General features: G+C 42.1%; 21 protein-coding genes. 8 read left to right on the top strand and 13 right to left on the bottom strand.

Translation table 11 applies throughout. The features are described 5' to 3' along the window. Positions 1-27 precede the first annotated feature (27 nt). Entirely contained in the window at positions 28-834 is an 807-nt protein-coding gene (locus L2W36_RS06785; RefSeq protein ID WP_236109639.1) for a LuxR family transcriptional regulator, read from the top strand. Here the strand turns inward: L2W36_RS06785 and L2W36_RS06780 are convergent. Next, a complete protein-coding gene (locus L2W36_RS06780; RefSeq protein ID WP_236109638.1) occupies positions 751-1,359 on the bottom strand; it encodes an acyl-homoserine-lactone synthase in 609 nt (202 codons plus the stop codon). The genes L2W36_RS06785 and L2W36_RS06780 overlap by 84 nt on opposite strands. A gap of 397 nt (positions 1,360-1,756) precedes the next feature. On the opposite strand from L2W36_RS06780, the gene L2W36_RS06775 reads away from it, so the two are divergent. Next, positions 1,757-3,127 carry a sensor domain-containing diguanylate cyclase gene (locus L2W36_RS06775; RefSeq protein ID WP_198558738.1) on the top strand — a complete coding sequence of 457 codons (1,371 nt, stop codon included), beginning with the start codon at positions 1,757-1,759 and terminating at the stop codon, positions 3,125-3,127. A gap of 30 nt (positions 3,128-3,157) precedes the next feature. After that, positions 3,158-4,054, top strand: coding sequence for a LysR family transcriptional regulator (locus tag L2W36_RS06770; RefSeq protein ID WP_006069065.1), 897 nt, complete (start codon positions 3,158-3,160; stop codon positions 4,052-4,054). A 21-nt stretch (positions 4,055-4,075) separates the two neighbouring features. On the opposite strand, the gene L2W36_RS06765 is transcribed toward L2W36_RS06770, so the two are convergent. Further along, entirely contained in the window at positions 4,076-4,705 is a 630-nt protein-coding gene (locus L2W36_RS06765) for a response regulator transcription factor (protein ID WP_006069064.1), read from the bottom strand. A 495-nt stretch (positions 4,706-5,200) separates the two neighbouring features. On the opposite strand from L2W36_RS06765, the gene L2W36_RS27295 reads away from it, so the two are divergent. After that, positions 5,201-5,335, top strand: coding sequence for a hypothetical protein (locus L2W36_RS27295; RefSeq protein WP_006069063.1), 135 nt, complete (start codon positions 5,201-5,203; stop codon positions 5,333-5,335). Between the two features lie 68 nt (positions 5,336-5,403). Here the strand turns inward: L2W36_RS27295 and L2W36_RS06760 are convergent, their stop codons facing one another. Together L2W36_RS06760 and L2W36_RS06755 are read right to left on the bottom strand one after the other, a co-directional pair. Further along, complete coding sequence (locus tag L2W36_RS06760) at positions 5,404-6,021, bottom strand: glutaredoxin domain-containing protein (RefSeq protein ID WP_236109637.1); 618 nt, start codon at positions 6,019-6,021, stop codon at positions 5,404-5,406. 54 nt (positions 6,022-6,075) lie between these two features. Beyond that, complete coding sequence (locus L2W36_RS06755; protein WP_006069061.1) at positions 6,076-6,972, bottom strand: DMT family transporter; 897 nt, start codon at positions 6,970-6,972, stop codon at positions 6,076-6,078. A 248-nt stretch (positions 6,973-7,220) separates the two neighbouring features. Between L2W36_RS06755 and yfcC the strand changes: the two genes are divergently transcribed. Continuing rightward, positions 7,221-8,696, top strand: a complete 1,476-nt coding sequence (gene yfcC / locus L2W36_RS06750; protein ID WP_207105483.1) for a putative basic amino acid antiporter YfcC — start codon at positions 7,221-7,223, stop codon at positions 8,694-8,696. 76 nt (positions 8,697-8,772) lie between these two features. Continuing rightward, complete coding sequence (locus L2W36_RS06745; RefSeq protein WP_096443883.1) at positions 8,773-9,753, top strand: succinylglutamate desuccinylase/aspartoacylase family protein; 981 nt, start codon at positions 8,773-8,775, stop codon at positions 9,751-9,753. Between the two features lie 344 nt (positions 9,754-10,097). Here the strand turns inward: L2W36_RS06745 and L2W36_RS06740 are convergent, their stop codons facing one another. Further along, on the bottom strand, positions 10,098-11,150 hold the full coding sequence (locus L2W36_RS06740; RefSeq protein ID WP_236109636.1) for a porin: 1,053 nt from the start codon (positions 11,148-11,150) through the stop codon (positions 10,098-10,100). Positions 11,151-11,368: 218 nt separating this feature from the next. Further along, on the bottom strand, positions 11,369-12,409 hold the full coding sequence (locus L2W36_RS06735) for a porin (RefSeq protein WP_236109635.1): 1,041 nt from the start codon (positions 12,407-12,409) through the stop codon (positions 11,369-11,371). Between the two features lie 691 nt (positions 12,410-13,100). On the opposite strand from L2W36_RS06735, the gene L2W36_RS06730 reads away from it, so the two are divergent. Continuing rightward, the gene (locus L2W36_RS06730; RefSeq protein ID WP_236109634.1) at positions 13,101-14,183 is read left to right on the top strand and encodes a porin; all 1,083 of its coding nucleotides are present in this window, start codon (positions 13,101-13,103) and stop codon (positions 14,181-14,183) included. A gap of 412 nt (positions 14,184-14,595) precedes the next feature. After that, complete coding sequence (locus L2W36_RS06725) at positions 14,596-15,702, top strand: porin (RefSeq protein ID WP_063603293.1); 1,107 nt, start codon at positions 14,596-14,598, stop codon at positions 15,700-15,702. 74 nt (positions 15,703-15,776) lie between these two features. On the opposite strand, the gene L2W36_RS06720 is transcribed toward L2W36_RS06725, so the two are convergent. From L2W36_RS06720 to L2W36_RS06695, 7 genes are all read right to left on the bottom strand, one after another. Beyond that, the gene (locus L2W36_RS06720; RefSeq protein WP_236109633.1) at positions 15,777-17,414 is read right to left on the bottom strand and encodes a BatD family protein; all 1,638 of its coding nucleotides are present in this window, start codon (positions 17,412-17,414) and stop codon (positions 15,777-15,779) included. A 5-nt stretch (positions 17,415-17,419) separates the two neighbouring features. Continuing rightward, complete coding sequence (locus L2W36_RS06715; RefSeq protein WP_329605664.1) at positions 17,420-18,973, bottom strand: vWA domain-containing protein; 1,554 nt, start codon at positions 18,971-18,973, stop codon at positions 17,420-17,422. 129 nt (positions 18,974-19,102) lie between these two features. Further along, the gene (locus L2W36_RS27290) at positions 19,103-19,237 is read right to left on the bottom strand and encodes a hypothetical protein (RefSeq protein WP_268980651.1); all 135 of its coding nucleotides are present in this window, start codon (positions 19,235-19,237) and stop codon (positions 19,103-19,105) included. Then, positions 19,227-20,201, bottom strand: a complete 975-nt coding sequence (locus L2W36_RS06710) for a vWA domain-containing protein (protein WP_063603296.1) — start codon at positions 20,199-20,201, stop codon at positions 19,227-19,229. The genes L2W36_RS27290 and L2W36_RS06710 overlap by 11 nt, the downstream gene beginning before the upstream one ends. Then, a complete protein-coding gene (locus L2W36_RS06705; protein ID WP_236109631.1) occupies positions 20,198-20,695 on the bottom strand; it encodes a DUF4381 domain-containing protein in 498 nt (165 codons plus the stop codon). Before L2W36_RS06705 ends, L2W36_RS06710 begins: the two co-directional genes overlap by 4 nt. 6 nt (positions 20,696-20,701) lie before the next feature. Next, on the bottom strand, positions 20,702-21,730 hold the full coding sequence (locus L2W36_RS06700) for a DUF58 domain-containing protein (protein WP_236109630.1): 1,029 nt from the start codon (positions 21,728-21,730) through the stop codon (positions 20,702-20,704). Positions 21,731-21,742: 12 nt separating this feature from the next. Then, a complete protein-coding gene (locus L2W36_RS06695; RefSeq protein ID WP_236109629.1) occupies positions 21,743-22,699 on the bottom strand; it encodes an AAA family ATPase in 957 nt (318 codons plus the stop codon). Between the last annotated feature and the right edge of the window lie 98 nt (positions 22,700-22,797).

The raw sequence follows: 22,797 nt of genomic DNA, 5'->3' as shown, positions 1-22,797 counted from the left end.
TGATAGACACTCAGTTAGTTGCACAATATGAATACCAATCAATTCAAATTACTATCCCAATTATTGAATAAGCCAAATGTGGATGACAGCTTTGACATTGATGCCTTCAAGAGTCGTCTTACAAAGGTTACGAACGCGCTTAGATTTGATCACTATCTGTTTGCTGTATCAGTACCAATTAGCCTAATGCGTGCTGAGAATTTAGTATTTCATAATCAACCAATGCAATGGCGTCATTTTTACGACGACAACAAGTTGTTTGGGATTGATCAGGTAGTTGGCCATTGTAGAGAGAGCATGGCACCACTTATTTGGTCTGAGTATATTGAAGACAAGCTTCCTGACCACAAGAACACGATTAAACTAGCAAGTGACCATGGTGTACCTGAAGGAGTCACCATTCCTTTAAGAGCAAACTTTGGGTGTTTAGGGCTAATTAGTTTTTCTAATGCACCGAACAAACCTAAAGTAACGCAAGAGCAAGTTATACTAGCAAATTATGCTGGGAGTTATCTTTCAAGTTATATCAATGACTTACGAAATATGGTGACTCAACAACAAATTGGGCAAGAAAACACGCCCCTGACCAATCGTGAGCGTGTTTGTCTAGGTTGGGTCGCTGAAGGAAAAAGCTCTTGGGAGATTGCACAAATCCTTGGATGTTCTGAACGAACGGTGAACTTCCACATTCAAAATGCGAGCGAAAAGCTCAACGCTTTTTCTCGTACTCAAGCGGTCTCCAAAGCCTTATTAACTGGCTCTATCGAGCCCATGCTTGTATATGGGAGCGTTAACGAACCACTTTTTAAGTTCTACCCCGACGGGGATTTTTAAGGCGACACTACGAGTGTTGTCAATTCTGTGAACTTCGCCATTACCTATTCTAGCTAAGGGGATACCTAAGCTTTTTACTATTCGTTCGACCTGTACAGTAGTCAACGTAATATACTCTTTTATCTGGTTGCGAATAGCATATTCTGTAACGTGATAAAAAAGTAGTGCCATTAAGTTTACGTGCGGAACTTTTCTCGCTAGATCTTTATCCACAGCAAATCTCGATAACTCTATGATCTTAGGACTATGGTACTTCTCACCTTCAAGTAAATTTGGAAATGTATCAACAAACATATAGGTTTTATTGGTGGGTATTAATCGCCAGCATGCTGCTAACTCACCAAATACGTAGACTAAAGCATAAGAAGCTTCAATCGTATCATATTGATCTTTCTCAAGCTGATCGGTTGAATCTAAGTCCCACTTTAGCCTATCAACAAAGACTTTGTGTCGTAGTTTATACATCTCTTGTTTCTGATTTTCAGGCAGTTCGCTATAAGTTTGGATTTTTACTACAGGGCTCATTGGTGGATCCTCTTGTTTGGTTTCCACCTCACTCTAGATTTATTAACGGTTCGAGATAACTGACAAAACTCTCAGCTTGAAAATCATCATTCATCAAAAAGTCAACCTGTCAGTTTCTGCAGTATCTTATTTTCGATACACGCGTATAACAGTCTTAAGACCCTGTGAACCTGACTAACAACGTCCGAACGATAGATTCAGAATAGAATATAGAATTACACCATGGCTAGGTGACTTTCGGTTTTACAGGGTCTTTCTTTTTCGTCAGTATTTCCCCACGTCTATCTCTCAATTTGTCTTTGCTTTCCACGACGTGATCTATTTGTATTGATAATACTTACTGCATCACTGATAATTGCATGCCATTCATATTCTAACGATGTGTTGCGAAACCTAGATGCAAAAGCTGACGAAGAAATACACTTTACTCTTGTTTAAATCAGCGCTTGTATCTTCTTTGATTTACGGCTTCGCTGTGTTCCAATCCCTTGATAAGTTGGTAAAAAACGAAGTAGCGCAGTTTCATCTAGTCACTAAATCCATTCAAGATTACAAATCCACCTTGTATATACTGGGTGTTCTCTTTGAAGCACAAATTGCGGCCAATAAAGATGAAGAAGTTGGCTACCCACTTTTCGACAAAGGGCGAGTCTACTTGCTCAATCCAGGTGAGCCACTAACTCATAATGAACGGGTTGTTAGTATGACGGCACAACGTATGTTTAATAGCATGCCTGAATTAGCATTAGGGCAAGAATACCTTTTGTATTATCGCTCCTATGAAGGAATGAAAATACTATCTAGTCATGCTTTTGGTCTTACCAACACGAATGTGAACGAAGTCTTTTCTAAAAAAATATGTTTGGAGTCGTTTAAGTGTTCAAAGTATGCGTCTCAAGAAGATTTGGATAACCGAATTGTAGTTTCCGATATCTATAGAGATAACGTAACAAACAAAACCGTTATCACCATCTCAAGCCCTGTTTATGACGAATTTGGAATGGTTGGAGATGTTAACGCTGATGTTTATCTCGATAAGTTTCCATTTCTCTATAACAAACAGTATTTTAGTACGAGAAGTGAAATAGGTCGGGAAATCATTATTGAAGACACTCGTTACCCTTTCCATCAATCAGCGCACGCGGAACGAACTCAAGTCGACGATAGGCTTAGCATTGTCTATAAAATACCCTACAGCAAAATTGTCGTAGACTCTCTTTGGATCTACTTTTCTATGGTGGCACTGTTTTTCTATGTCGTCATTCGGCTAGATGAGCTCAAGGTCAAAAGAGAAAAGTTAAAACTGGCAGAACTGGCAATAAAGTTAGATGAACTGACAGGGCTTTATAACCGTGCAATTCTTAGAGACAGTGGCATTAAGTATGCTATTGAAAAGAAGGGTTTGGCTGTCATTGTCATTGATGGCGATAAGTTAAAGCTAATTAACGATAACTACGGGCACCATGTTGGGGATGAGGCTATTGTGTATATTGCACAATGCATGCGTCAGTGTTTTCGTGAGAGTGACTATCTTATACGTAGTGGCGGTGATGAGTTTCTAGTCTTATTACCGGGGTGTGGACTGCAAACTGCAGAGCGTTTGGCCAATACATTGAGTCGAACTATACGCTCGAAAACGTTTGGTGCAAATAAGTTGACGCTTGATATCAGCTTGGGTGTCACGGTGTTGCAAGAAAAAGAGTCTCTCTCGTCAGCCATTAAGCGAGCAGATGCTTTACTGTATCAGGTCAAGCGAAACAAAGCTTAACCCTACATTACAAATGAATTAGGCAGAATAATGCATAAAGAGCATGACTATAACTTATTGAAAGTATTAGTTTTAATATATCAATATCGCAGTTTGACCACTGTTGCTGCTGTGTTAGGTAAAACGGAAAGTGCGATCAGTAAGCATCTGTCTAAATTAAGAGAACAATTGGGTGACCCGCTGTTTGTAAGGTCGTCTAATGGGCTAGAACCTACACATTATTTAGAAAGAATAATCCCTGGTATCGAAACAGGTTTACGTTCTGTCGAACAGGCTTTGAAGCGAGGGGAAGCGTTTGACGAGAAAAACTATGAAAAACCAATAGTTGTTGCGTTAGACAATTTATCGATCGAATGCTTTGGTACAGAGCTGTTGGTCGCGCTTAAGTCTGTATTTTGTCGTTCGAGAGTCGAACTTAGAACTTGGCGTTCAGATACTTACCAATCTATTGTCGATGGGAAAACAGACATAGGTATTCAGTTCTTTAATGAAGATTGCTCCAAAGCGGTCTATCAAGCCAGTCTAATTAATGTCGAAATAGGGGCGGTTGTCGCGAGTAATAGTCATATAGATAGTTGGGAGCAAGTATTCGAAAATCCGTGTGTTTTCTTTGAAATTCGCGGATGGAACGAAACCAACCACAGGTTGATCAAACAGATGGCAAAATACGACTTATCGTTTGATTATCAGGTTAAATTGGATAATCTGAGTGTCGCCCTAGCCATGATTCAGAGAGACAATTATTCGGTGGTGTTATCCAAGCATTTGATGCCGAGTAACGGTTTTAGATTTGTGCCATTTCCGGATTACATGCAGACATTTACGCCAGTTGTGACGTGTATGAAGCAAAGTAATCGACAAAATCCATTGCACCGAAAACTGCATGACATTATTAAAAGTATCGTAAATAAAAAAGGAGAGGAGTAGACCTCTCCTGCTCAAAATTGGCTAACTTGCTAGGGCGGGTTTCTTACTCTCAAGAACATCGTGTGAGTTGATCAATTCCACGATTGAGTTTGCTTCATACTTATCTAGAATACGAGACTTGTACGTGCTGATTGTTTTCGCACTCAATGACAAAAATTCTGAGATTTGTTTGTTGGTATAGCCTTTCTTAAGGTAGTTAAATACTACAGTTTCTCTTTGAGAGAGCACAATATTACGGCTTCGCTCTTTATAGTCAGTCTTAAATAGGTTGTAACCACGCATTACACCACTAATCGCATCACGGATAAGCGGACTGTCTTCTGATTTACTAATGTAACCGTTGACGCCCAGTTTATAAGCAGTTTCTGAGTATACCGGGTAACCGTAACTGGATACGAAGATTGCTTTACCATTGTAGCCACAAGCGTAGGCTCTGCGCATGAACTCAAAACCGTCAGCTTCTGCGAGATTTACATCTAGGATGATAAGTTCGATATTACTGTTTTTTACTAGGTTTAAAGCCGTCTGAATATTACCGGTTTGGTGGACTAGATCTAAATCATCGATGCTAGACACGATCTGAGCTAGTGCTTCCCTAACTAGCGGGTAGTTATCAATGATGAGGCAGTCTTTCGTGTTTGGATAGAGCATTCACTTTACCTTGCTATACAAATGATTGGCGAAACAGGATTGGGAAAAGAGCGCGATCACTTGTCGGTTACGTCTAAAATCTTAAGAATTATTTTTAGTGTCGAATTAACGATGCTCGGAAGTATAGGAAACAATGCACTGAAAGTGTGGAATGATGGAAATTCCAAATAGGAATAATGTCAGAATGTTGGAATTGTTCACTTAAAACAGTAGGTTATGAAAGATAGATAAATTGTATTTATCGTTAAGTCGTATAATTTGAGTTGACCTTGACTGTTTATATCGAAGAGATAAATGATGAGAGAAGTATAGTGATTACGAAGGATGCTATGTTTTATGTCGTTTTATCATGATGTTAGCTATCTATCATTATGTGATACGACTTCTGGTAAGTTAATTACTAAAAAGTGTGATTTGTATCTTGTTTTTGCTTTTTTAGGTATATAATTACGGGTAAAAGTAATTAAATTACAAAATGCCTATTGGAGAACGAGCATGGGTTATGAACTAGGTGCTGCTTACATCGGTCAAATCGCTGCAAAGAAAATGATTGACGAGATGCTATATGGCAAGCCACAACCTAAAAAAGTATCTTTCATCAAGCGAATGATGAAAAAGCTAGCTAAGTAACGGAATTCTTGCAAAAAGCCCGCGATTTAATCGCGGGCTTTTTGTTATTTCACAGCTCTAATTTTTGGTCAAGATACGTTTTTCTCACCAAACTCTAGAACGTTATCAGGTTTGCTATCGAGATTACGCTTGCTAAGCCAACTTTCCAGATTGTCTGCACCGCCAATATATTCACCTTCTAGCCAGATTTGTGGCACAGTAACTGGTGTTTTTAATCCTATGTGTGCCTTTACTTCGGGGATCATTCTATAAAGGGCGGCACTATCTTTAACGACATCAGAATATGTGTAAGGAATGCCAGCATCATCAAGCATTTGCTTAGCTTTGACGCAATAAGGGCAGGTTGCTTTACCATAGACAATGTTACCAGAAAGCGTATCGCGCTTTGTCCACTCTTGAATAACAGATTGAACCAATACACCTCTGTTTAGGGCTTCACCTTGACTGATGACCTTACCCTCAACCATTAAAATAGGGGCGTGCCAAGCTCCAACTTTTAAAGGCTCCCACCAGTGAGATAACCAATCTTTCACTTCTAACTCAATTGGGATACCGTCCAATTCGTTATTGAAAGTGTCATTGAGAATATCTTTAGTCAATGTGCATTCACCGCACGGAATGTTGACTTTAAATGGTCCCCAACTACCTGCCCAACGATAAAGAGTGATTTTGATTGGTTCCGCCATAGTGTTAGCCTCTTGAATAATCCGTTTAATAATTAGAACTGCTAACTCAGGGTTTTATTTCACAGTCGCTGCACTTTTTCGCTTTCTCGTTTCCCACTGAGTAATAAATGCCACCGACGCTATAATTATAGCCGCTCCTAACCATAGCCGGCCTGGGGGAGCCCAACCAAAAACAATCCAACCTGCAAGCACATTCATCGGTAGCTTAGCGTGGTCAAAAGGTTGGACAAATGACGCATCTGCCACCGAATACGCTTTCACAATAGCCCACTGTGCAAGCGCGGTTAGCGATCCTGCTACGATAAGGAAGCCCCATACGACACCGGAAGAAGGGAATGACCAATCTGGTAAAGCGAGGAAAAGGTTAAATGGTGTTATCAGTAGCAGCAGGTATACGACCATAGTTGATGGCGAGTCATCGGAAGAGAGCTTTTTCACCATAAGTGAATAACATGCCCAAAAAAACGCTGCGCCAACAGGAAGCAAGGATGCCCAACTGAAGTTATCGGACCAGGGTTCTAGGATTATCATGGCACCAACAAAACCACACAACGTCGCAAACCAACGCGCTGGACCGACATTTTCCTTTAATATTAAACCTGAACCTAAAGTTGCAAAAAGAGGCGACGTCATCAACAGAGCAATGCCTTGCCATATTGGGACAGGATAAGCCAGTGCCCACATCCATAGTTGTATACCTATAACAGAGAGAAAAACACGAAATAGGTGTGCTGGAAAATGAGAGGTTTGCAGCGACTGTCGAAAACCCAGTGTTCGCAGATAAGGGATGATAACTACAAAGGCGATGGCATATTGAATCAAAGCCACCATAGTAGAAGACATACCGTGGTTAATACTGACGATTTGGGCAATGTTGTTGACGAGAGCAAAGGAAGCGCCAGCTGCTAGCATCCATGCTGCGCCCTGAATAGGGTGGTGTTGTAAGCTCATAATTGACTTCTTTATTTTTTTTCAATGTTACTACGGATCTTATCAAGCACCAAATAGGTTAACGGCTGATTTATTTCTGCTACAGATCAATTATCTGTTCAAATGTTCAAATGTTATTCGATGCTATATTGATTTTTTATGCCGATTAATAGATATTTATGCCAAATTTTATGCTTGGCTAATACATAATTATGAACACTCATACTAAAGAGCATGCGCATGTTGCTGATGGCACAAAAACATGGCAGATGCCAGATACTCTTATCTTAATTTTCATTGTCGGTATTCTTGCGACAATTTTGACTTACTTTATCCCTGCAGGACACTTTGACAGTCAGCAAGTTACTTATTTGGTAGATGGTGCTGAGAAGTCACGTACTGTCATCGACCCTCACTCATTCCAATATGCGACTGATGAAAATGGTGATTTGGTCTATCAGTCAGTCGGGTTATTCGCATCGGGTGGCGGCATTGGTTTAATGAACTTTGCTTTTGAAGGACTAGTTTCTGGTTCTAAGTGGGGTTCTGCGATCGGTGTAATCATGTTTATGCTCGTGATTGGTGGCGCATTTGGTATTGTGATGCGTACTGGTACGATCGATAACGGTATTCTACGTTTGATTGATAAAACCAAAGGAAGTGAAGCACTCTTTATCCCTGTTCTTTTTGCTTTGTTCTCTTTAGGTGGCGCGGTATTCGGAATGGGAGAAGAAGCCGTTGCCTTTGCCATTATTATTGCTCCGCTTATGGTACGTCTTGGCTATGATGGTATTACTACTGTAATGGTGACGTACGTAGCTACGCAGATTGGTTTTGCTACCTCATGGATGAACCCGTTTTCAGTGGCTGTTGCTCAAGGTATCGCTGGAATCCCAGTTCTCTCTGGTATGTCGATGAGAATTGCTATGTGGGTTGCATTTACCATCATAGGTATTGTGTTCACTATGGTGTACGCATCTCGAATCAAAGCAAACCCAGAATTATCATATAGTCACCGTACCGACATCTTCTTTAGAAAACAGACAGACACAGTGCAAGAATCACGCTGGAATCTTGGTGATACTCTCGTTCTGACCACTGTTGTAGCAACGACCATCTGGGTTGTCTGGGGGGTGGTAGCACATGCATGGTATATCCCAGAAATTGCTTCTCAGTTCTTCACCATGGGTTTTGTTGCGGGACTGATTGGTGTGGTATTCCGCTTGAATGGTATGACTCTTAACGATATGGCGGACGCTTTTAAAGAAGGTGCTGGTATTATGTTAGCGCCTGCTTTGCTAGTAGGCTGTGCCAAGGGCGTTCTACTAATTCTTGGCGGCGGTACCACGGACGAATCTAGTGTATTGAATTCGATCCTTAATGGCGCTGGTGGAATGATTAGCGGCCTGCCTGATGTGGCTGCTGCTTGGTTAATGTATGTGTTCCAATCCATCTTTAACTTCTTTGTGACCTCTGGTTCGGGTCAGGCAGCGTTGACTATGCCACTGTTAGCGCCGCTGGCTGATATTGCAGGTGTCACTCGTCAAGTTGCCGTACTTGCTTTCCAATTGGGTGATGGTTTTACCAATGTTATTGTTCCTACCTCTGCATCTTTGATGGCAACCTTAGGGGTCTGCCGTATTGATTGGGGTGATTGGGCAAGGTTCTGCTGGCGCTTTATTTTGCTGCTATTTGTTTTAGCAAGCTTTGTGGTCGTTGGAGCACACTTAATGGGGTTTGCTTAGGCTTAAGCATTGATTTAGTGTAGTGATTAAGCGGGCATTAGCCCGCTTTTTATTATCAGAAAGAGAAACGAAACACGTGATTGAGTCAGAAAATTTTCCTACCATCAGCTCATTAGATGTTGAAACCTTATCAGCCGGGATTCATCACTTTTGGTTTAAAGCCTCAACCAATGCTATGGGGATTGAGGTTCGACTACCTGTGGTTGTCGCTAAAGCAGAGAAACCTGGGCCCAAAGTTTTTATCACTGCTGGTGTGCATGGTGATGAGTTAAACGGTGTTTTGACTGCCCATGAACTGATTAGACGTCTGCCAGAAGTATTAAGCGCTGGCTCGGTAACGATCGCCCCATCGATCAATGTATCAGGCATTTTAAACCACAGTCGAGATTTTCACTCATCTGACCCTGATTCATCTCCAGCCAATCTTAATCGATTTTTCCCCGGTAATCCGAATGGTGATACAGCCAATCGCTATCTTGATACAATTTGGACACAGTTATTAAAACCAAATGGTGAAATCGCTATCGATTTGCATACGCAAACGCGTGGTGCTACGTATCCACTGTATGTGTTTGCAGATTTTAGGTTAGAGCAAGCATTGGAGATGGCTCGACTCATGGAGCCAGATGTTATTCTCAACGACCCAGGTGATCACGGTGTGTTGGAAACCGTCTGGAATAATTCGGGTGTCCCTTGCATAACGGTAGAGGTTGGAATGGGTAAAGTGACTCAACCTGAACTTATCGAGAGAGCGGTGTGCGGCATCAAGCAAATACTTGTTAACCAAGGAGTGATTGAAGGGGAATCACCAAACGTTACTCCGTGTGACATCGAAGGGAAAGAAATCATCAGCGTTCGTGCTAATAAAGGTGGGTTTGTTTTACCACAAGTGACCCTTTTGGAAAGAGTGGAGAAGGGACAACTTCTGGCAGTGCAATATGATAGTTTTGGTCGTATGACAGACAGTTACTACGCACCTAATGATGGTACCGTCATTAGCTACAACGTTGATAGTTTGAGAGAGGCGGGGGCGCTTGTTGTTCGCTTAATCCGATAAAGTAAAAAAAAAGCCTCCCTCTATTAGGGAGGCAAAAATAGTGACCACTTGTTCAGTCTCTTCTGCCTAGATAGCATAGCTAAGAATTACCTTCTCCCTCTTAGAAAAACAACTCCGCCATGCTGAGACTGACAAGTGCAAATGCTGCTAACATTTGTCTCTACTACTAAAGCAGTAGTTGTGCCAACTTCTTTGAAATTATAACCATTTGTTTTATTTGGATATTCTATTTATCGGTGGAAGAACGGTGTGAATACTAAAACAGGATTTGGTGCAGCTGCACGAAAGTAGGGAAGACTAGGCCAAAATGACCTAGCCATATTAATCTATATGCTACGTATAATCTAGAAGTCGTAACGTAGACCTAGACGTAGTGTGTTTTCAACATCATAGGCGATTTTATTGTTTGCGATGTCTGAATAGTCACCTTTGCTACGATTGTCGATCTTGTAAGACAAATAAGTGCGTAATGACTTATTGAAGTGGTACTGCCCTGTTAGTTCAAAAAAGTCATCTTTGTCGTATTTGCTTTCACCAGCGCCTTTTCCTTCATATTGAGCTTTTGCATAAGCTGCCATAATACGGAAACCATTATCAAACTTATAAGTACCAGATAACTCGACACCATTGTAGTCGACATCAGCAGCGTTATCGAAATCGTAAGTGCCCTGGGTATAAGTACCGCCAAGAGTCAGGCTTGCGACAGAGTAACTCAGGCCGCCGATAAACTGATTGGCTGAACCGTTGTCGTTATTGCCACGGAACTCATCCTCAGAAACATCGTTCATCGCGTAGCCTAGGCCAATATCCAAACCAAATGGAGTGGCATAAATACCAGAAAGACCGTAGCCGTTTTCGTTTTTCTCTTCAGCTGCAATAGCACTCGCTTTGATAGAAAGAACATCTGAGAATACGTTAGAGTAGGCGATGGTGTTGTTGATTTGTTCATTACCCGCATTAATGAACGTTTTCTGGCCGCCAGTCCAAATTTGTCCGTCATCTGACATTTGTGAGATTTGTACACCGGCTGTATCTTGCCTACCAAATGAGATATCACCAAACTGTGTTCCAATACCAGCAAACATGTAACGCTGTTTTAGAGTATTAGTTGCAGTGTTATCGCCAGATGAATGAACACTTTGTTCAGCTTCGTAGAACCCAAATCCAGTAAGGCCATCAGCAATTTGAGTCTCACCACCAACATTTAGACGAAAGCGAGACTTGTTCGCCATTGAACCTTCGATCTCCTCCCCTTTGTCGCCAATAAAATCACCACGGAACTCAGCACGACCACCAATATTTAAGGTTGTTCCATCCTTGCTATATACTTCTGCGGCCAAAACTGAACCTGAAACCATCGCTGCTAAAACAGCACTCGCTAGAATTGCCTTTCTCATTTTTCTTACCTTTTAAGTATCAATAAAATGCGTCCTTCTTTCGGTGAGGACGTCGTCTTCTTGGGATGCGAGTAAGTTATTGGACGGGTATGACAGAAAAATGTGAGTTGTGTTACGGTCTGATTTTATGAGTATTTTTCTAAAGAGTCTGTTGGAAGAGATTTCTATGGAATAAAAAAGGGCGCCTACGCACCCTTTTGTAGTATATGAGCTTTTTTTTAGAAATCGTAACGAAGGCCTAGGCGGAGCGAGTCATCCGCGTCTCTATTTTGAAGATTACCGTTAATGTAGTATTTGTCTTTTTCCAGCATGTTGAATTTATAACTCAAGTAACTATGAATTGAGTTATTGAAGTAATATTTACCTGTTAACTCAACATAGTTGTTTTTATCGTATTTAGATACGTTATCATCGACGTCTTGTTTAGCGTAAACCGCTTGTGCGACGAAACCGTTATCAAACTTATATTGTCCAGCGAACTCGTAACCGGTGAAATCTACATCACCAGAAGATTCCTTGACCTTACCTTGGGTATATGTACCAGCTACATATAGTTGACCAACAGCGTAACTTAGACCACCCATAAACTGACTTGTCTCCGCAGTATCGGTAGCACTAGTTATCCATTCATCTCCCCCTGCATAACCTAAACCAATACCAAGACCCATAGGTAACGTGTAGATACCAGATATACCGTAGCTATTTTGATCTTTTTCATCACTCAGAATAGCATTTGCTTTCAAAGACAAAGCATCATCAGCGAACATCCCAGTATAAAGGATGTTGTTGTTAGCTTGCTCGTTACCGGCATCAATAAACTCTTTTTGAGCACCAGTGTATGTTGCAATATCAGACATTTGAGATAGCTGTACTAAAGCTGTATCTTGGCGACCAAAAGAGATTGCACCAAAGTTAGTTTGAAGGCCTGCATACATGTAACGTTGTTTGAAATTGTCTGTTTGACTATTTCCTGCACCAGAGCCATCCGAATTCACGCCCTGTTCCGCTTCGTAAAATGCGAAACCAGAAAGGTCATTGGTTATCTGTGTGTTTCCGCCTACGTTCAAACGGAAACGGGAGTTGTTATCCATTGAACCGTCCAACTCAGCACCCGATGATTTACCAATAAAATCACCACGGAATTCCGCACGTCCACCAATATTTAATGAAGTACCATCTGAGTTGTAAACCTCTGCAGCAAGTGCTGAACCAGAGACGAGTGCTGTTGTAATCGCCGTAGCGATGGCTGCCATTTTCATAATTCTATCCTTTGATTATTATTAACCACTGCAATGTTTCCACTGCTAGACCATTTAATGCCTTATGACATAAGTGGCCTAATGGAAGGATAGAACGCCTTTTCTAGCTTTCCTTTCTAAATTCCAAATAGTTCCCTTCTAATTACTCTTTTGTGATCTATCGCTCATAAATGACGTGCTTCATTGGCAGTTTTATAACTCACAACAAAGTCACTCGGCGGGTGTTACTCAAAAAATGGGAGATTGTTGACAAAAATGATGTGTTTTGAAGACTTAAATCTACGAATTAAACTGAAATAATAAAACGTAACTTGTTGAATTTCACGTGCTTCTCTGTCTGATAAATAACCGGAAAGTGTTTAAAAATGTGAATTTAATCACTCTAAAACAACAAAAAACATAAATCATCCTCATCTAAATGGCTGTTTTAGATCGTTTTACGTTTTTTCTGATTATCTTAACTTGTTGTATTTTAATGATTATATAAAATAGAAAACACTGTTTTTAATCTTTTACGTCTTTTTATGAAGCCTTTGGGAACTTTAGGGTTAGAGTGATTTCCGTCATGTTAATCCAGCGTTACATCAAGTCGGGTTACATGCATGGGTGTTATGTCTGTGTACGTAACAGCTTTATGTGCGTTATGTCATTCGTTGAAATGACACATAAAACTTGAAATATGGAAATCCCAATGAACAAAAAAATTATTGCATTAGCAGTTTCTGCTGCAGCTTTCGGTACTACTGCTCAAGCAGTTGAGCTATACAACCAAGACGGTTCTACTTTCTCTGTAGGTGGTCACGTTTCTGTTGGCGTTCAAGATTCTGAGAAAGGCGATGCTGGTGTAAACTCTGTATCTCCACGTATTAACTTTGAAGCTACTCAAGATCTAGGTAACGGCTTTACTGCTGATGCTAAAGGTGAGTGGGCTCTAAACATGCTTGACGGCGGTGATAACTCTTTCACTACTCGTCTAGGCTACATTGGTGTTAGCCACGCTGAACTAGGTCGCGTAGCGGTTGGTACTCAGTGGGCTCCATACTACACAGCTGGCGGCGTAGCTGACCTTCCAATCGCTTTTGCGAATGACTTCCTATACGACAACCACGGTGCCCTAGGTACTGGTCGTGCAGACGCTATGCTTGCTTACACAAACGCATTTGATTTTGGTAACGCTGGTGCATTTAACTTCGGTCTAGGTTGGCAAGGTGCTAACGACATCGATAACACAGATATTCCTAGCGGTGTTGTTGCAGGTAAATACGACCTAGGTCAACGTGGACAAGTTCAACTTGGTTACGATGTAGCTGGCTTTGGTATCAACTATGCGTACACTGGTGGTGATATCACTTCAGCTGGTGTTGCTACTCCTGCTCTAGATGATAAAGCGCAATCTCACCTAGTTTCTGCTAAATATGGTACTTACGGTAAAGGTCTATACGTAGCAGGTGTTTATGCAATGAACGATTACATGAACAGTTACGATGGTCAACAGCTTAAAGATACTAAGGCTTATGAAGCAATCCTAGCTTACGGTCTATCAAACAGCCTAAACCTATCTGTGAACTACGAAGCAGTTAAGAACGACGGTGATACGCTAGGTACTGGTTACAATGGCGAAACTATCTACGCAACTTCAGCAATCCAAGCTGAGTACGACGTAACTACTCGCATGCGTGCATATGCAGGTTATGAATTCGACCTACAAGGTACTGGCGCATTCAAAGAAGACCGCGACAACATGTGGATGGCTGGTGTTCGTTTCTTCCTATAATGGAAAGCTAACTACCTAATTCTAAAAACCCGCTCTATGAGCGGGTTTTTTTGTTAGACAAATGCCGCAGTGAATGTAAGTGCTGTGTGTTATTTAGTGCATAAATGTGTTTGTGGTAAAAATATCTTACAAATTCTAGTAAGTTGTCTAAATTACTAATCAATTTAGTTATAACTATTTGTTTTTAAATAATAAAAATAGCAGTTACTTTATACTCTAAAACTTCATTTCATTTCACATCACTTCTGGGAACTCTCTCTTTAAAGTATCTCCATATTACAAGTTTCAAGTTTTTAACGAATTGTTCATCAGTGTTACGCACAGCACCTATGAGCAATACGGCATTAACACCCAAGTACTTACGTTCTGTAACGCGAATAAAAGTACCTAACTGTCATATATGGAAATCATAATGAACAAAACTCTACTTGCTCTTGCAGTGACTGCAGCAACGATTGGCACTCAAGCTAACGCGCTAGAAATCTACAACAAAGAAGGCACACAAATGTCTATCGGTGGTCATGCGACTATCGGTCTAACTGGTGCTCATGCAGGAAAAGACGCTCGCGTTGAAGAAAAGTCTCCTCGTATTAATCTTGAAGTGATCCATGACCTTGGTAATGGCTTTAAGGCAGACTTCAAAGGAGAGTGGGCAATGAACATGTTAGAAGGTGGCAAAAACACCTTTACGACTCGTCTGGGTTACATTGGTATAGGGCATGAAACATATGGCCGTATTGCAGCAGGTACTCAATGGTCTCCTTATTACATGGCAGCCGGCGTTGTCGATACGCCAATCGGTTGGTCTAATGATTTCCTTTACGACAATCAAGGCTTATTTGGTACTGCGCGTGCTGATAAGTTAGCGGCGTACTACAATACTATTGACTTTGATGAAGCGGGTGCTTTGACAATCGGTGCTGGCTGGCAAGGTGCTAACTCTGTTGATGAAACAATTGGTTATAAGCAAGATGGCAAAACGGTAGCGGGTGCTGGCGACCAAGTTTATTCAACAAAAACTCAAACTTGGCTAAGTTCGCAAAACCGTGGTCAAGTTGCTCTCGGGTATACGATCTCAGGTTTCAACGTCAACTATGCATTCAACAGCGGCAATGTTGTTGAGCGCAATGTAGCTAAGCTTGCTGAGTCTAACTTGGTTTCAGCTAAGTATGGTAATTTCGGCGCGGGTTTATATGTTGCAGCTACATTCGCTGACAACAAAAATATGAACTCATTCGACAGCAAACTAATTGCGAAAACTCAAGCTGTAGACTCGATTCTTGCATACGGTTTTGACATGGGTTTGAACTTAATCCTAAAGCATGAAGAAATGCAAGATACAGAAAACAATGTACGTGTTAAATCTGGAACTTCTGTTCAGGCAGAATATACAATTAACCCACGCGTTCGAGCATATACAGGTTATAACTTCGACAACCAAGGCGAGACTGGTGCGAATGTAGATTACCGCAAAGCGCAAGACAACCAATTCATTATCGGTACGCGTTTCTACTTATAATGTCTTGATAACCTAAAACGACGAAAGCGCCCCTATTAAAGAGGCGCTTTATTGGATCTATTAGGTATTGCACATTACAGTTGAGCGAGTGCTGATCCTGCTTGGGGTTGCTGAACCTTCGCTTTCCCAATCAATTTCAATGCGGTCTTATCATCCCATATGACGTCTTTGTCGCTGCCAATTATCGCACTGTTCATCTTGGCTATTTCGTTCCTCAAAAGTGCATCATCTTCTTCTGACAATGAGATTGTTCTTTTCCATGACCGATATGCTGTTTGTGTTGCAATTGGATCTCGGTTTTTAATCGCAGCAATTAAGTTTTCTTTAATCGATGCATTGTTTATTGAACTCATTGGTGAATTGTCATTAAGTTGGTTCTGATTGGCTTTACTAGTGCGGTACCACATTGCACTAGAGAAAACCCAGAGTGCAGCGAATAATCCGGCGATATATGGCCAACTACCTGAGTCTTTAACAATTGTTGTTGTACCAGGCAAGCTTGATGTTGGACTTGAGACTGGCGATACGGCGTTAATCACTTCGTTCGCTGTTACCGAAACGTTCAACCCTTCCAGTTCAGTTTGGGCTGGCTTTTTATTCACTGAATCCCACCAATTAATCTTTACAGCAGGAAGAGTAAAGTCGCCACCATGTTGAGCTATGAGAACTTGTTTAGTGATCATAGTGACGCTGCCATCATCGTTACTTTTGAACGATGGCTTTTCTGAATAGACCCGAAACGCATCGGGGTTACTGACCGATATATTAGGTAACTGAGCTGACGTTAGCCCTGTTGCCGTTAGAGTAATGGTTCGTGTTAAGGAGTCGCCGCTGGCAATTGAAACTGACTTCGTCTCTACGTTTTTCCCACTATCTAATTTCCAGGTTTGAGACAGAGAAAGTTTCGAAGTCGGTAACCAACTATCGGTATAGCCTTCCGGTACTGGGTCAACTTTTAAGTCAACCGTAGGTGAGTTGGTATCCAGAGTGAGGATCTTCGTAGTTCCACTTCTATTGTTCCCATAAAGAACCCCCCCAGTGAGTGTTGGCGCTTTAATGGCGAAATTACCACTATCGATAGCGGTGACTCTGTATGACTGATCAATGATCATAACCTCCATACCATCAAGCACAGCTTGATACTGTTTAGGTTCGCCAACTGCCTCAATATCTAACCCTGGCGCTTCTGGTGAGGTTAAGTTGGGGTTTTGCAGTAAACGGGGATCGACCTTAACAATGATTCTTGTATCTAGTAACGCACTTTCCTTGGGATAAAGTTCTGACTTACTTAATTGAGTACGAACTTCAATCATGTCTTTGGTCGTAGGTGTTTGCTCATCGATGGTAACGTTCAATGTAATAGGGGAGGTGGCAACACCATTGACATCAAAACTAGGGATGGTCAGTTTGCCAATTCTTTGTGGGGCGATCGCCACCGTCCAAATACTGCTGTCTGTACGCGTGCCATTCAAGATATTGACGGAAGAGCTAAAATTGGGTCGACCAAGATAGAAGTCTTTTGAAAGTGAACTAAAGTCCACCTTATTTCCGTCTAGTTTTTGGTCTGCGACGATTTTTAACTGAATGACCTCATCTTTGCTGACTTTGGTCTTGTTTACGCTTGCTGTTACGTTCAATGCCCATGATGAAAAGCTGACAGCAGAACTAATAATAGCGAGTAGCACTAAGGTGAGAGATTTTATGTTCTTCATTGTAATTACCAATCTTTCCCTGTTGAGGTAGGGACTTCTTTATTCTTCGATTGCAACAACATTTGTGCACGCAGCAAATAACTTGGGTCGCGCACGCTTTCAATTTGTTCAAGTTTTCTAAGATCGGGGTCGACGTTTTGTTGTGTTGTCTCTTTAGCTAGTTGAGCTTGCTTTTGCTCTTCAGAAGCTTGTGACTGTTGCTCACCGGAACTCGCACTAGCGGATTTTTCGGTTGATGCTTTAGTTGTATTGTCTTTCTCTTGAGGCTGCTTTGCCTGCTGATTCCGAGATTCTTTATTATTATCGGAATGCTCTGGTTGCGAATTATTCTTTGTGCGCTCTGAGTCTGGTTTTGCGGTTTCACCAGATGAGTTCTCTTTACTGCTTGAATTAGCGTTAGATTGCGATTGTTGTTGACTTGTCTTTGCCCCGTTGCCACCATTTTGTTGCTGTTGCTGTTGCTGTTGCTGTTGCTGTTGCTGTTGCTTCATTGCGTCTTTAACTAGATTAAGATTAAACTTCGCATCAGCATGGTTAGGCTGTTGATTGAGCACTTGTTGATACATATCAGCTGCTTTTTCCAATTCACCATGCTGGGCATAGGCATTACCAAGGTTATATAAAGCGCTGATATCGCTCTCGCCCTGTAAGTTGTCGATAGCTTGTTGGTAATCGCCATTTTCATATTGCGCCGCTGCTAACCATTGCTTGTTGCTGAACAAGTTCTTGGCGGACTCGTAATCTTTATCTTGAAAGGCGTGGTAACCAAGTTGGTTCTGATTATTGAATGCGCTATCAATGATGGACGCCTCTGCGCTGTTACTATTAAAACCAAAAAGAATAGCGAGTAAAGGAGAGCAAAACACTATGCCTTTTCTAAATAATGGCAGCAAGAGTACTAATACAAGAGGAAGTAGCCAGTAGCCGTTATTTACCCTTGTATCGACGCTTTGCTCTCCTTCTTTCTTAAGGTTTGCGGTTACATCTGAGGTTTGGATCAGACTCGAAATGTCCTGATTGTCACTTCGATACGTTGTATAGTGCCCTCGTCCCACTTTTGCTGCTTGCTCTAAGTTTGTGAAGTGAGTTTTGGCAACGACGGTGTTTCCCGACTTGTCAGTCAGCAGAGAACCGTCGGGTAGTGCAATAGGTGCGCCTCCAGTGGTTCCGAACGCTAAGACTGAAAGTTTCCAGCTATGACCGCTGAGCATCGCTTCAATTGCTTTAAGTTCACTTTGGCCTAGATCATCAGAAAACAGAATGATTTCACCGTTAGACAAGCCTGCTTGTTTCATCATATCGATAGCTTGCTTTACGGCTAAGTCTGCTCTCGCACCTTGGAATGGCATAATCTCCGGCGAAAGGTTTGTGATTAGGTTGCCCAGCGTGGCGGAATCTGTCGTTAGGGGGCTTAAAGTGTAAGCATCGCCTGCGTAGGCTACTAATCCGGTCTGCCCATCGGTAATCAATGGAAGTAGATCCTGTGCCTTGTACTTTATTTGAGCGAGGCGGCTAGGTTTGACGTCATTGGCATAGACCGAACGAGACATGTCTAACACTAACACTCTGGCACTGGATGATTGAAATGCAGGCCGAGTTTGGGTTTCAAAGCTCGGTCCTGCAATCGCGGTTATCAGAACAAGACAAAGTAACGTTAACCAAAACTGAGCTGACTTTTTGGAATCAGATTACAACTTCAACGCTTTTTCTAAGTGAGAGACGATAAGTGATGAGCTAGATTGACGGTAGTTCTTCACCGCAACAACTAAAGCAACGGGCAAAAGTAGCCAAAACGCTTGCGGATAGAGAAATTCAAAATTCATCTTTTTCTCTCCTTAGTATCACTAAAAGCATAATCAGCAACAGGCTGACCGTCGCGGGTAGTGCAAACCACTCGGTTTGAGGTCTCCAGGATTGGGTGGCTTGCTGAACAGGTTGTAGTGCATTGATGGTATCGTAAATGGTCGCTAGTTCATCGGCATTACGAGCTCTGAAATATTGTCCGCCAGTTATGTTAGCGATTTTTATCAATGTCTTTTCGTCTAAATCTTCTGCGGTGTTTACCGTGCGGGTCATAAAGAAATCTTTAACCTGCATCTCACCTGCGCCGACACCTATGGTGTAAATCGTGGTGCCGTACTTTTTGGCGATTTCTGCTGCTTGAACAGGGTCAAGAACACCGGCGTTATTGCTGCCATCACTGAGTAATATCATGACTCGTTGCGGAGCGTTACTATCGACAAAGGTTTTTGTCGCAAGTCCAATACCGTCTCCTATGGCAGTCTGGGTGCCAATCAGTTTTAATACGGTTTGATTAAGCTGAGTTTTAACGGTCTCTCTGTCGAAGGTCAGTGGGGTCTGCAAATAAGCGTGGTCAGCAAAATATACTAATCCGACTCGATCTCCCTTGCGACGGTCAACAAAATCTGACACCACATGTTTGACGGCAGTGAGTCTATCAATGTAACCATCTTGATATGCCATATCTTGTTGGCTCATTGAATAGGAGAGGTCGATGACAAGCATCATGTCACGGTGCTTTGGCTGAATCTCAATAGGCTCGCCATACCAAATTGGTCGAGCAGCAGCACATACTAGGCTTACCCATGCCATTATTGCGATGGTCCGGACGAGTAGTATTTTCTTTCGGCTCGCAGCTGGCATGCCTGAAATGTGAGGTAAAACTATAGATGCGCTTGGTTGTTTAGGTTGAAAGAACTTATAGCTGAGGTATGGCAGGGGTAGCAAAGCGAATAGCCACCACCATTCAAATGTAAATTCACTCATGATGCAGCATTCCAGTTTCTATATTTTCTTTTTGGAGGCAGCGCATTCTGTACCCAGTATTTACAATCGGAGATTAAGTTTGCCTCCTCATCTTTTGGAGGATTGGCGCTGGTGTATAGTGCGGAGTGCCACGAAGATTCATTGGGTATAAACTTCGGCGAGGCAAGTTGTGAATCCAAAAAACTCAACCATGATTGTCCAGTCAAATTGGCCACCTCTTTTCTAGGGAAGTAGCTAAGCGCCGCTTGGCGTAATATTTCATTGGCTTCAGCGGGTGACAATGTGGACACATCGCTTGTAAGCATTTTTAAAGCGGCTTTTTTTGCGCGCTCTTGCTTACGTTTTCTACGTATCAATAGAACAGTTAAAATGATGGAAAGCACAATGAAACCCAGTAAAGCCCAGTATCCCCAAGGCACGGGCCAAACGCTAGGCTCGGTTGGTAGGTGTAATGGCTTTAAAGGTAAAGTTTGAGGCTGACTTAGCTGGCTCATAATTCACTACTTAAAATTGGACATTAATAGCTGTTGTAAAAGCGGTGTTCCGCTTGATACTTGAGATAAGGCAATACCATATCGATTTAACTTGGAAGTTAGCTCGCGCTGTTGCTGCGTATATATGGATTCAACGGTTTTCCTTGTACGATCATTAGAAAAGTCTATTGATAACCGTTCATTTTTACCCATTACGTTTTGTATACCCTTAGCTTTGGTGATACCAAGCTCGATAGGGTCAAACACCTGAATAGCTCGTACACGGTTGTGTTTAGATAGCTTCGAAATGGCGCTTATATCCCTATCAGAAGTCGCCGAGAAATCACTGATCACAATGACCTCACTTCCTTTATTGCAGAGATTGGCTAGTACTTGATAAGGGTCTTTGTCACTTTCCATATCGTTAGAACTAGGAACACTCTTCGATTCCGTTACTACGTTATGAAAACCCTCATTATGAGCGTCGACGAGTTGCTGCAGTAATTGGTATAGCGAGGCTTTTGAGCTCGAAGGACGAAGCTCAAACAAACGTCTATTGGTTCGAATAACCGCGCCGACGCGATCTTTATTGCCAATAGCAATCCAACTTAACAAACTGGCTAAGTGACAAAGCTGCACTGACTTTAACAGCAGTTGCGTTCCCGTATACATGCTTGGTGTCAGGTCTAAGAATAGAACGACAGGGCGTTCTCGCTCTTCAGTAAAAAGTTTAGTGTGCACCTTGCCAGTGCGAGCGGTAACGCGCCAATCTATTTGTCTAACGTCATCACCAGCTTGATACTGGCGAACTTCAGAAAACGTCATTCCACGTCCCTTACGAGGGCTGGCATGCTGTCCGTTAAGTTGCGACCAGAGGCTTTTAGCTGGTGGCTGCCAACGTTTACCGTGTGTTTGATAGAAGCAGAGCTCCTGCAGAGAAATCGAGGCTCCATTACACTGTATAGGCAAGTCTCCGCGCACGATAGCTGTCTCGAGCACGTGACTGTTATTGGTATCTTTTCGAAAACCTTTAGCAAGGTTAAATTTTCCGAACATAAGCCAGTTTACCTACGCCGATGCAACGGTTTTTAGTAACTCGTCAATGATTCTATTGCCATCAATTCCTTCGGCCTGCGCTTGATAAGTCAGTAACAGTCGATGTCGCAGAACTGGGTAAATGATTTCGTGAATATCTTCTGGGCTTACAAAGTCGCGACCAGATAGCCAAGCGTGAGCTCGAGCTGCTCTATCTAATGCGATAGTTGCACGTGGACTCACTCCCATCTCAATCCAGCTGACTAGGTCGTTGCTATAAGCATCTGGAGTTCGTGTTGCCATAACCAATCGAACGATATATTTTTCAATAGACTCTGCCATATGAATGGATAAAACTTGGCGTCGCGCTTCGAAAACTTCTTGTTGGGAAATACGATTCTCAAAGTGGTGACTTTCTCCTAAAGCTTCACCGCGATTGAGCCTCAAGATCGCTAGCTCACTATCCGCATCTGGGTAATTGACCTCTAAGTGAAGCAAAAAGCGGTCTAACTGAGCTTCTGGTAATGGATAGGTTCCTTCTTGTTCTATGGGGTTTTGTGTTGCCATGACGAGGAAAAGATCGGGAAGAGGGTAGGTCGTTTGACCAACACTAATCTGCTTCTCCGCCATTGCTTCTAGCATCGCCGCTTGTACTTTAGCTGGTGCGCGGTTTACTTCATCCGCCAAAATAAGGGAATGAAATATCGGACCAGACTTAAATTGAAACTCACCAGTCTCAGGACGATAGATATCAGTACCTGTTAAATCTGATGGTAGAAGGTCCGGTGTAAACTGAACACGATGGAAGCTACCTTCAATGCAATCGGCTAAGGACTTTACCGCACGTGTTTTTGCAAGACCAGGAGGGCCTTCTACCAGTATATGTCCATCAGCGAGCAACGCTACGAGCAACTGTTTCACTAAGTTGTCCTGGCCAATAACCTGAGATTCGAGATAGCGTTGAAGTTGTTGGAAAGACTGCGCTGGCATGATGATGTTTCCTTATGGCGAGCGATTGAGATAAATAGGTAGATGGAAAACTACCGCGAAAGTTCCCTAAGTTATGTCATTGTTTTGTAATTACAATC

It is taken from the genome of Vibrio sp. McD22-P3 (assembly GCF_021568915.1).
GTDB classification, from domain to species: Bacteria; Pseudomonadota; Gammaproteobacteria; order Enterobacterales; family Vibrionaceae; genus Vibrio; species Vibrio mediterranei.
The sequence above is the reverse complement of the archived record's forward strand: the minus strand, read 5'-3'. Positions and strand labels throughout refer to the sequence as shown.

Coding starts and splice junctions, on each gene's coding strand:
- L2W36_RS06785 (WP_236109639.1), top strand. CDS start 28: ATGAATACCAATCAATTCAAATTACTATCCCAATTATTGAATAAGCCA.
- L2W36_RS06780 (WP_236109638.1), bottom strand. CDS start 1,359: ATGAGCCCTGTAGTAAAAATCCAAACTTATAGCGAACTGCCTGAAAAT.
- L2W36_RS06775 (WP_198558738.1), top strand. CDS start 1,757: ATGCAAAAGCTGACGAAGAAATACACTTTACTCTTGTTTAAATCAGCG.
- L2W36_RS06770 (WP_006069065.1), top strand. CDS start 3,158: ATGCATAAAGAGCATGACTATAACTTATTGAAAGTATTAGTTTTAATA.
- L2W36_RS06765 (WP_006069064.1), bottom strand. CDS start 4,705: ATGCTCTATCCAAACACGAAAGACTGCCTCATCATTGATAACTACCCG.
- L2W36_RS27295 (WP_006069063.1), top strand. CDS start 5,201: ATGGGTTATGAACTAGGTGCTGCTTACATCGGTCAAATCGCTGCAAAG.
- L2W36_RS06760 (WP_236109637.1), bottom strand. CDS start 6,021: ATGGCGGAACCAATCAAAATCACTCTTTATCGTTGGGCAGGTAGTTGG.
- L2W36_RS06755 (WP_006069061.1), bottom strand. CDS start 6,972: ATGAGCTTACAACACCACCCTATTCAGGGCGCAGCATGGATGCTAGCA.
- yfcC (WP_207105483.1), top strand. CDS start 7,221: ATGCCAGATACTCTTATCTTAATTTTCATTGTCGGTATTCTTGCGACA.
- L2W36_RS06740 (WP_236109636.1), bottom strand. CDS start 11,150: ATGAGAAAGGCAATTCTAGCGAGTGCTGTTTTAGCAGCGATGGTTTCA.
- L2W36_RS06735 (WP_236109635.1), bottom strand. CDS start 12,409: ATGAAAATGGCAGCCATCGCTACGGCGATTACAACAGCACTCGTCTCT.
- L2W36_RS06730 (WP_236109634.1), top strand. CDS start 13,101: ATGAACAAAAAAATTATTGCATTAGCAGTTTCTGCTGCAGCTTTCGGT.
- L2W36_RS06725 (WP_063603293.1), top strand. CDS start 14,596: ATGAACAAAACTCTACTTGCTCTTGCAGTGACTGCAGCAACGATTGGC.
- L2W36_RS06720 (WP_236109633.1), bottom strand. CDS start 17,414: ATGAAGAACATAAAATCTCTCACCTTAGTGCTACTCGCTATTATTAGT.
- L2W36_RS27290 (WP_268980651.1), bottom strand. CDS start 19,237: ATGAATTTTGAATTTCTCTATCCGCAAGCGTTTTGGCTACTTTTGCCC.
- L2W36_RS06710 (WP_063603296.1), bottom strand. CDS start 20,201: ATGAGTGAATTTACATTTGAATGGTGGTGGCTATTCGCTTTGCTACCC.
- L2W36_RS06705 (WP_236109631.1), bottom strand. CDS start 20,695: ATGAGCCAGCTAAGTCAGCCTCAAACTTTACCTTTAAAGCCATTACAC.
- L2W36_RS06700 (WP_236109630.1), bottom strand. CDS start 21,730: ATGTTCGGAAAATTTAACCTTGCTAAAGGTTTTCGAAAAGATACCAAT.
- L2W36_RS06695 (WP_236109629.1), bottom strand. CDS start 22,699: ATGCCAGCGCAGTCTTTCCAACAACTTCAACGCTATCTCGAATCTCAG.